Raw genomic sequence first — 8,597 nt, 5'->3', positions numbered from 1 at the left:
GACGAACAGCGCGGTGCCGAGTGCCGACTCGAGTCGGCGAATCGAGCGGAATACGGTCGAAACGTCGACTTTCAGCAGCTCGGCGGCCTTGGCCAGGGAGCGGCCACGTTCCAGCGCCAGTACCAGTGAAAGGTCGGCATGTGTGATCTGATATTGCATTGGTGCACGCTCTGCTTGCCGAATTGCCAATGTCTGTTGCGTCAGGGCCATTTTATAGTGAAACGGCCCCCCGGAATCAATGCGCCCGGTCGGGCAACCAGTCCCCACGATGGGAAAGTGAAAAAAACAACAGCTGCAACCATCGTCGCCCGTGAGGCGCCAGCCGTATCCCCACATCGCCGCAGCAAATCAAAGGATGTACAGCCATGACGTCGGTAACCCCGTGCGCCAGTTCTTCCAGCGAGATGAGTGACTTCCTCCAGGCCCATCCGGACACGCAGTACGTCGATCTGCTGATCTCCGACATGAACGGCGTGGTACGTGGCAAGCGCATCGAGCGGGCCAGCCTGCACAAGGTGTACGAGAAAGGCATCAATCTGCCGGCGTCGTTGTTTGCCCTGGACATCAATGGTTCCACCGTCGAAAGCACCGGCCTTGGCCTGGACATCGGCGATGCCGACCGCATCTGCTTCCCTATTCCCGGCACGCTGTCCGATGAGCCGTGGCAGAAACGCCCCACCGCCCAGCTGCTGATGACCATGCACGAGCTCGATGGCCAGCCGTTCTTCGCCGACCCGCGTGAAGTGCTGCGCCAGGTGGTGAGCAAGTTCGACGACCTGGGCCTGACCATCTGCGCCGCGTTCGAGCTGGAGTTCTACCTGATCGACCAGGACAATCTCAACGGTCGCCCGCAGCCGCCGCGTTCGCCGATCTCCGGCAAGCGCCCGCATTCGACCCAGGTGTACCTGATCGACGACCTCGACGAATACGCCGACTGCCTGCAGGACATGCTCGAAGCGGCCAAGGAGCAGGGCCTGCCCGCCGATGCCATCGTCAAGGAAAGCGCCCCGGCGCAGTTCGAGGTCAACCTGCACCACGTGGCGGATCCGCTGAAGGCCTGCGATTACGCGATCCTGCTCAAGCGCCTGATCAAGAACGTTGCCTACGACCATGAAATGGACACCACCTTCATGGCCAAGCCCTATCCGGGCCAGGCAGGCAACGGGCTACACGTGCATATCTCGCTGCTGGACAAGAAAACCGGCAAGAACATCTTCGCCAGTGACGACCCGCTGCAAAGCGACGCGTTGCGCCACGCCATTGGCGGCGTGCTGGAAACCATGCCGGCGTCGATGGCTTTCCTGTGCCCGAACATCAACTCCTATCGCCGCTTCGGCGCACAGTTCTACGTGCCCAATGCGCCGAGCTGGGGCCTGGACAACCGTACCGTAGCCGTACGCGTGCCTACCGACAGCAGCGACAACGTGCGCCTTGAGCACCGCGTAGCCGGTGCCGATGCCAATCCGTACCTGATGCTGGCGGCAATCCTGGCCGGCGTTCATCACGGCCTGACCCACCAGGTCGAGCCACAGGCGCCAATCGAAGGCAACTCCTACGAACAGCTGGAGCAGAGCCTGCCGAACAACCTGCGCGATGCCCTGCGCGCGCTGGACGACAGCGAAGTCCTCAACCAATACATCAGCCCGGACTACATCGATATCTTCGTGGCCTGCAAGGAAAGCGAACTGGCCGAGTTCGAAGTGTCGATTTCCGACCTCGAGTACAACTGGTACCTGCACACGGTGTAAGCCCATGAGCGCAACTGCGGTCCCCTTGATCGGTGTCAGCGCCTGCCGTCAGCAGGTGGGGAAGAACTCGTCGCACACAGTGGGCGACAGGTATGTCGAGGCAGCCGGGTTTGCCGGCTTGCCACTGATATTGCCGGCCCGTGACGCAGGCAGCGATACGCAAGCGCTGCTGGGTCTTCTGCACGGCATTGTTTTTACCGGTTCGCCTTCAAATATCGAACCGCATCATTACAATGGCGCCCCCAGTGCGGCGGGTACCCGGCACGACCTGGCGCGTGATCGGCTGACCCTGCCACTGCTGAAGGCGGCCATTGCCGCCGGTGTGCCGGTGCTGTGCATCTGCCGTGGCTACCAGGAATTGAATGTGGCACTTGGCGGCAGCCTGCACCAGCGCGTGCAGGAACTGCCTGGTTACCTTGACCACCGCGAACCTGAGGACGCACCGACAGAGGTGCAGTACGGCCCTCGTCACCCGGTCGGCATCGAGCCAGGCGGGTTGTTCGAGCGCCTGGGCCTGGCCGCGCAGTTCGAGGTCAACTCGCTGCACAGCCAGGGCATTGACCGCCTGGCCCCAGGCCTGCGCGTCGAGGCACGGGCCCCGGACGGCCTGATCGAAGCAGTGTCCATGCCTGCGGCGCCGGGTTTTGTGCTTGGCGTGCAGTGGCATCCGGAATGGCGCTTCAACGAAAACCCGGTCTCGCTGCGCCTGTTTCAGGCGTTTCGCGAGGCCTGCATTGCCTACGCAGCACGGGAGGGCGCACGGCAGAAGGCATCCTGACGTCAGCCGAAGGTCTCGGATGACGTGTTCCCGGCAGCAAGCTTTCAATGAGTGAAAGCGGGCCTTGTGCGCAAGGCCCGCCAAAACAATTCCAAAATTTACGGCAAATACTCATGAGCAATTACACAGATACCGGCCGCCCACCCGATATGGCGGCCGACGCGGGCAACACCCACAACAGCAAGGGTCTGGCCAAAGGCCGGCTGGGATTGCTGGCTACCGTGGTGCTGGGCATTTCCACCATCGCGCCGGTCTATACCCTGACCGGTGCCCTCGGCCCGACCGTGCGCGAGGTGGGTGCGCACCTGCCGGCCGTGTTCATCGTCGGGTTCCTGCCGATGCTGCTGGTGGCCCTGGGCTACCGTGAGCTGAACTCGGCAGAGCCGGACAGCGGCACCTCGTTTACCTGGTCGGCGCGTGCCTTCGGGCCGATGATTGGCTGGATCGGCGGCTGGGGGCTGGTGGTTGCCACCACCATCGTGCTGTCGAATCTGGCGGGGGTGGCGGTCGACTTCTTCTACCTGTTCCTTGGTCAGATTACCGGCAAGCATGAGCTGGCGGCGTTGGCTGACAACCTGTTGATCAACATTGTCACCTGTTGCGTGTTCATCGCCCTGGCGGTGTGGATCTGCTGTCGCGGCATAGCCACCACCATGACGGTGCAATATGGCCTGGTGGCCCTGCAGTTGCTGGTGTTGATCGGTTTTGCCTTCGCCGCCTTCGGCAGCACCACGGCGCCGCCACCGCTGGAGTTCGATTTCGCCTGGTTCAACCCGTTCGGTGTCGAGTCGTTCTCGGCCTTTGCCGCAGGGCTGTCGCTGTCGATCTTCATCTTCTGGGGCTGGGATACCTGCCTGACGGTCAGCGAAGAGTCGGTGGGCAGTGAAGAGATGCCTGGCAAGGCGGCCACCTGGACCGTGATGCTGATCCTCGGGCTATACCTGTTCACCGCCATCGCCACCCTGCAGTTTGCCGGGATCAGTGAAACGGGCCTGGGCCTGAACAACCCGCGTATTCAGGAAAACGTGTTTGCCCACCTGGCGGGCCCGGTCATGGGGCCGCTGGCGATCCTGATGTCCATCGCCGTGCTGGCCAGTACGGCGGCGTCGCTGCAGTCGACCTTCGTGGCGCCGGCGCGCACCCTGTTGGCCATGGGTTACTACGGCGCGGTGCCGCCGAAGTTCGCCAGTGTCTGCCCGCGGTCGCAAACCCCGCGCTACGCAACCATTTGCGCCGGCCTGGCCGCAGGCCTGTTCTACGTGACCATGCGTACCCTGAGCGAGAACGTGCTCGCGGATACCATCACCGCGCTGGGCATGATGATCTGCTTCTACTACTCGCTGACCGCGTTTGCCTGTGTGTGGTATTTCCGCCACAGCCTGTTCGGCAGCTTGCGCCACTTCATCATGCGCGGCCTGTGCCCGCTGGTGGGTGGGGTGATCCTGTCGGTGATCTTCGCGCGCACCGCCATCGACAGCGCCTCGCCGGACTTCGGCAGCGGTTCGCATGTGGGCGGGTTGGGGCTGGTGTTCGTGATTGCCGCGATCATCTCGGTGCTGGGCATCGGGCTGATGATGCTGTCGCGCATGCGTGCGCCGGCTTACTTCCTGGGGGCTACCCTGCGTCAGCAGGCTACCCTGCCTTTGGCCGAATAAGCTGGGGGCGCTTTGCGCCCCTATCGCCGGCAAGCCAGCTCCCACAAAATCTCCACAGTCCTTCAGGTCCGTCGAGTCCTTCAGGTTCTGCAAGGTATCTGTGGGAGCCTGGCTTGCCGGCGAAAGGGCTGCAAAGCAGCCCCGTGCGGTGTTTCAGGAGAGCAGTTCTTTCAGCAGCCCGCTGTTGCGCTGTTGCTGCTTCTTCAGCACCAGCCGGTTCGAACGGAACACTGCCTTCAAATCCTCAAGCGCCACGTCGAAATCATCGTTGATGATCACGTAGTCATACTCGTCGTAGTGCACCATCTCGCTGACGGCTTCTTTCATGCGTCCGGCGATGATCTCTTCGCTATCCTGCCCGCGGCCATCCAGGCGCTGACGCAGCGCTTCCTGGCTTGGTGGCAGGATGAACACCGACAATGCCTGCGGCATCAGCTTGCGCACCTGCTGGGCACCTTGCCAGTCGATTTCCAGGATCAGGTCGTAGCCCTGGTCCAGGGTCTGTTGCAGCGCGCTGCGCGAGGTGCCATAGAAGTTGCCGAACACCTCGGCATGTTCCAGGAAGTCGCCCTGCTCGATCAGGGTGGTGAATTCCTCGTGGACGACGAAGTGATAGTTCACCCCGTGCTGCTCGCCCGGGCGCATGGCGCGGGTGGTGTGCGAGACCGAGACGCGGATCTGCTGGTCGTCCTTGGTCAAGGCGTTGACCAGGCTGGTCTTGCCGGCGCCCGAGGGTGCCGAAACGATGTAGAGGGTGCCGCTGCTGTGGTTCATGGTCGGGGGTGGCCTTACTCGATGTTCTGTACTTGTTCACGCATCTGTTCGATCAGTACCTTCAGGTTGACCGCTGCTTGCGTGCTGCGTGGGTCGAAGGCCTTGGAACCAAGGGTGTTGGCCTCGCGGTTGAGTTCCTGCATCAGGAAGTCCAGGCGCCGGCCGGCAGCACCGCCACCCTTGAGCACCCGGCGTACTTCGGTGACGTGGGTGCTGAGGCGGTCGAGTTCCTCGGCGACGTCGCTTTTCTGCGCCAGCAGCACCATCTCCTGCTCCAGGCGCTGTGGGTCCAGCTCGGCCTGCATGTCGCCGAAGCGGTCGAGGATCTTCTGCCGCTGCGCCGCCAGCATCTGCGGCACCAGGGCGCGCAGGGTGCTGACTTCGCTGGCCATGTTGTCCAGCCGTTCGTTGATCAGGCGGGCCAGTTCCTGGCCTTCACGCTGACGCCCGGCCTTGAGCTCGGCCAGCGCATCGTCGAACAGCGCCATGGCTTCGGCGTTCAGCGCTTGCGGGTCGCTGGCGTCGGCCACCAGCACCCCCGGCCACGACAACACTTCCAGCGGGTTCAGCGGTGCCGGCTGCTTGATCAGGCCGGCCACTTCCTCGGCAGCCGCGACCAGTTGCGCGGCGCGCTCGCGGTCTACCTTCAACGGCTTGCCGTTACTGTCTTCGTTGAGGCGCAGGGTGCATTCCACCTTGCCCCGCGACAGGCCTTGGCGCAGGCCTTCACGTACGCTGCCTTCAAGGTCGCGCAGGGCCTCGGGCAGGCGCAGGTGCGGCTCAAGGTAACGGTGGTTGACCGAACGCAGCTCCCAGACCAGGGTGCCTTGGCTGCCGGCGCGCTCGACACGAGCAAAAGCGGTCATGCTGTGCACCATGGGGAGTACCTCGCGTAGATGAATGAACGGTGGCAGCCTCTCGGCTGCAAGGCGCAGGATTGTAGCGCAGTGCGGCCTTGGCGCCCAATCTGCCTATGTTACAGAGGGGGGCGTGCAGCAGCAGGAAAAGGCGACGGGCTGTGTCAGCTGCGACGATAGGCATGTCTTCCCCGGGCTGCGGGCTCTATAATGCTCGGCAGATTCAAAGTCCCAGTACAGGTATCCCAGATGAAACGTCCAAGTGGTCGCGCCGCCGATCAGCTCCGCTCGATCCGCATCACCCGCAACTACACCAAGCACGCCGAAGGGTCGGTACTGGTCGAGTTCGGTGACACCAAGGTCATCTGCACGGTCAGTGTGGAAAACGGCGTGCCGCGCTTCCTCAAAGGCCAGGGCCAAGGCTGGCTGACCGCCGAATACGGCATGCTGCCGCGCTCCACTGGCGAGCGTAACCAGCGTGAAGCCAGCCGTGGCAAACAGGGTGGCCGCACCCTGGAAATCCAGCGTCTCATTGGTCGCTCGCTGCGTGCCGCGCTGGACATGAGCAAGCTCGGTGACATCACCTTGTACGTCGACTGCGACGTGATCCAGGCTGATGGCGGCACCCGTACCGCCTCCATCACCGGCGCCATGGTCGCCCTGTGCGACGCGCTGGCAGTGATCAAGAAACGTGGCGGCCTGAAGGGCGGCAACCCGCTCAAGCACATGATTGCCGCCGTGTCGGTGGGCATGTACCAGGGTGAAGCCGTGCTCGACCTGGACTACCCCGAAGACTCCGCTGCCGAGACCGACCTGAACGTGGTCATGACCAGCGCCGGCGGCTTCATCGAAGTGCAGGGCACTGCCGAAGGTGCGCCGTTCCAGCCTGAAGACTTCAATGCCATGCTTGCTCTGGCGCAGAAGGGCATGAACGAAATCTTCGAGCTACAGCAGGCGGCATTGGCCGACTGAACCCAGCCAGGGAGGTGCGGGGCATGAGCGATTCGAACCTGTCGATCACCCCGCCCAATGCCGAAATCCGGCAGTGGGCGATGTTCTGCCACCTCTCCGCGCTGCTGGGCCTGGTGGTGCCGCTCGGGCACTTGCTGGGCCCGCTGGTGCTGTGGCACCTGAAGCGCGAGCAAGATCCTTTCATCGACGCCCAGGGCAAAGAGGCGCTGAACTTTCAGATCAGCGTGACGGTTGCCGGGTTCATCTGCTTTTTGCTGATGTTCGTGTTCATCGGGCTGGTGCTGTTCGCCATGCTGACGGTGGCGGTGCTGATCCTGATCATCATTGCGGCGGTGCGGGCCAATGAAGGCAAGCCGTATCGCTACCCGATGATCTGGCGGCCGATCAAATAGCAATTGGGGCCGCTTCGCAGCCCATCGCCGGCAAGCCAGCTCCCACAGGTGCAGCACAGGTTTTGAAGTCTGTGGTGACCCTGTGGGAGCTGGCTTGCCGGCGATGGGCTGCAAAGCAGCCCCAATCGGCTTTTTAGATGGTCAACGTCCAGTCATAATCCACAATCAGCGGCGCATGTTGCGAGAAGCGCGGCTGACGCGGCAGGCGGGCGTTACGCACGAAGCGGCGCAGGCCCGGGGTGAGGATCTGGTAGTCGAACCGGTAGCCCAGGTTGAGCATCTCGGCCTGTTCGTTGTCCGGCCACCAGCTGTACTGGTCGCCTTCACGGCTGACTTCGCGCAAGGCATCGACATAACCCATCTCACCGGTGATCGCATCCATCCAGGCGCGTTCCGGTGCCAGGAAGCCCGGCGACTGCTGGCTGTCACGCCAGTTCTTGATGTCGAGCTTCTGCTGCGCCACGTAGAACGAGCCGCAGTAGATGTACTCGCGGCGCTTGCGACGCTGCTTGTCCAGGTACTTGGCAAAGTCGTCCATCAACTTGAATTTCTGGTTCAAGTCTTCGTCGCCGTTCATGCCCGAAGGCAACAGCAGGGTGGCAATACTGACTTTGTCGAAATCTGCTTGCAGGTAACGCCCGTAGCGGTCGGCTGTCTCGAAGCCCAGGCCGGTGATGACTGCCTTGGGCTGCATGCGCGAATAAAGCGCCACACCACCTTGGGCGGGCACCTCCGCGTCGCAGGCATAAAGGAAATAGCCATCGAGCTGGAAAGCTGGGTCGTCGAGTTCAAAGGCCGAGGCGCGGGTATCCTGAAGGCAGATGACGTCGGCATTCTGGGCTTGTAGCCAGCTGAGCAAACCACGCTCGGCCGCAGCCTGAATGCCATTAACGTTCACACTGATGATCCGCATAAATGGCCCCAAAAATCTCGTGCGTGTATGATACCCGAGCTCAACCCATTTAGCTAAATCCGTGGTGTCCGGGACTATTCATGCAGCCGTATCAGCGCGACTTTATCCGTTTTGCCATCGATCGCGGTGTACTGCGCTTCGGTGAATTCACCCTGAAATCGGGGCGTACCAGCCCGTATTTCTTCAATGCCGGCCTGTTCAACACCGGTTCCGCATTGGCCGAACTGGGGCGTTGCTACGCCGCCGCCATCGTCGACAGCAAGATCCCCTTCGATGTGCTGTTCGGCCCGGCCTACAAGGGCATTCCGCTGGCGGCGACTACCGCCGTGGCCCTTGCCGATCAGCATCAGCTCGATGTGCCATGGTGCTTCAACCGCAAGGAAGCCAAGGACCACGGCGAAGGTGGCAGCCTGGTTGGCGCGCCGCTGGCGGGTGACGTGCTGATCATCGACGACGTGATCACTGCCGGAACCGCTATCCGCGAAGTCATGCAGATCATCAACGCCCA

10 protein-coding genes are annotated in these 8,597 nt (G+C 62.5%); 6 read left to right on the top strand and 4 right to left on the bottom strand.

Translation table 11 applies throughout. The annotated features are described in order from the left end of the window. The coding region (locus HP546_RS31495) for a LysR family transcriptional regulator (RefSeq protein ID WP_256678516.1) at positions 1 to 336 on the bottom strand (336 nt) is incomplete at its 3' end. Positions 337 to 404: 68 nt separating this feature from the next. Here HP546_RS31495 and HP546_RS21595 point away from each other — a divergent pair. The 3 genes from HP546_RS21595 to HP546_RS21585 all read left to right on the top strand — a co-directional run bounded on the left by HP546_RS21595 (position 405) and on the right by HP546_RS21585 (position 4,181). Further along, positions 405 to 1,748, top strand: coding sequence for a glutamine synthetase family protein (locus HP546_RS21595; RefSeq protein WP_372242450.1), 1,344 nt, complete (start codon positions 405 to 407; stop codon positions 1,746 to 1,748). A gap of 4 nt (positions 1,749 to 1,752) precedes the next feature. Next, on the top strand, positions 1,753 to 2,526 hold the full coding sequence (locus HP546_RS21590; RefSeq protein ID WP_172229263.1) for a gamma-glutamyl-gamma-aminobutyrate hydrolase family protein: 774 nt from the start codon (positions 1,753 to 1,755) through the stop codon (positions 2,524 to 2,526). Between the two features lie 113 nt (positions 2,527 to 2,639). Further along, positions 2,640 to 4,181: an APC family permease gene (locus HP546_RS21585; protein WP_172229261.1), complete on the top strand. Its 1,542-nt coding sequence runs from the start codon at positions 2,640 to 2,642 to the stop codon at positions 4,179 to 4,181. Between the two features lie 153 nt (positions 4,182 to 4,334). Here the strand turns inward: HP546_RS21585 and gmk are convergent, their stop codons facing one another. Both gmk and HP546_RS21575 read right to left on the bottom strand, forming a co-directional pair. After that, a complete protein-coding gene (gene gmk, locus HP546_RS21580; RefSeq protein WP_172229259.1) occupies positions 4,335 to 4,955 on the bottom strand; it encodes a guanylate kinase in 621 nt (206 codons plus the stop codon). Between the two features lie 14 nt (positions 4,956 to 4,969). Beyond that, complete coding sequence (locus HP546_RS21575) at positions 4,970 to 5,833, bottom strand: YicC/YloC family endoribonuclease (RefSeq protein WP_172229257.1); 864 nt, start codon at positions 5,831 to 5,833, stop codon at positions 4,970 to 4,972. Between the two features lie 228 nt (positions 5,834 to 6,061). Between HP546_RS21575 and rph the strand changes: the two genes are divergently transcribed. Beyond that, entirely contained in the window at positions 6,062 to 6,784 is a 723-nt protein-coding gene (gene rph, locus HP546_RS21570; protein WP_172229255.1) for a ribonuclease PH, read from the top strand. Between the two features lie 23 nt (positions 6,785 to 6,807). Then, positions 6,808 to 7,176, top strand: coding sequence for a DUF4870 domain-containing protein (locus HP546_RS21565; RefSeq protein WP_172229253.1), 369 nt, complete (start codon positions 6,808 to 6,810; stop codon positions 7,174 to 7,176). A gap of 133 nt (positions 7,177 to 7,309) precedes the next feature. On the opposite strand, the gene HP546_RS21560 is transcribed toward HP546_RS21565, so the two are convergent. Then, complete coding sequence (locus HP546_RS21560; protein ID WP_172229251.1) at positions 7,310 to 8,089, bottom strand: exodeoxyribonuclease III; 780 nt, start codon at positions 8,087 to 8,089, stop codon at positions 7,310 to 7,312. An 80-nt stretch (positions 8,090 to 8,169) separates the two neighbouring features. Here HP546_RS21560 and pyrE point away from each other — a divergent pair. Continuing rightward, a partial coding sequence (pyrE, locus tag HP546_RS21555; RefSeq protein ID WP_172229249.1) for an orotate phosphoribosyltransferase occupies positions 8,170 to 8,597 on the top strand: 428 nt, incomplete at its 3' end.

Origin of the sequence: Pseudomonas sp. CM25, assembly GCF_013179705.1 — a bacterium.
In the GTDB taxonomy this organism is placed as follows: domain Bacteria; phylum Pseudomonadota; class Gammaproteobacteria; order Pseudomonadales; family Pseudomonadaceae; genus Aquipseudomonas.
The sequence above is the reverse complement of the archived record's forward strand: the minus strand, read 5'-3'. Positions and strand labels throughout refer to the sequence as shown.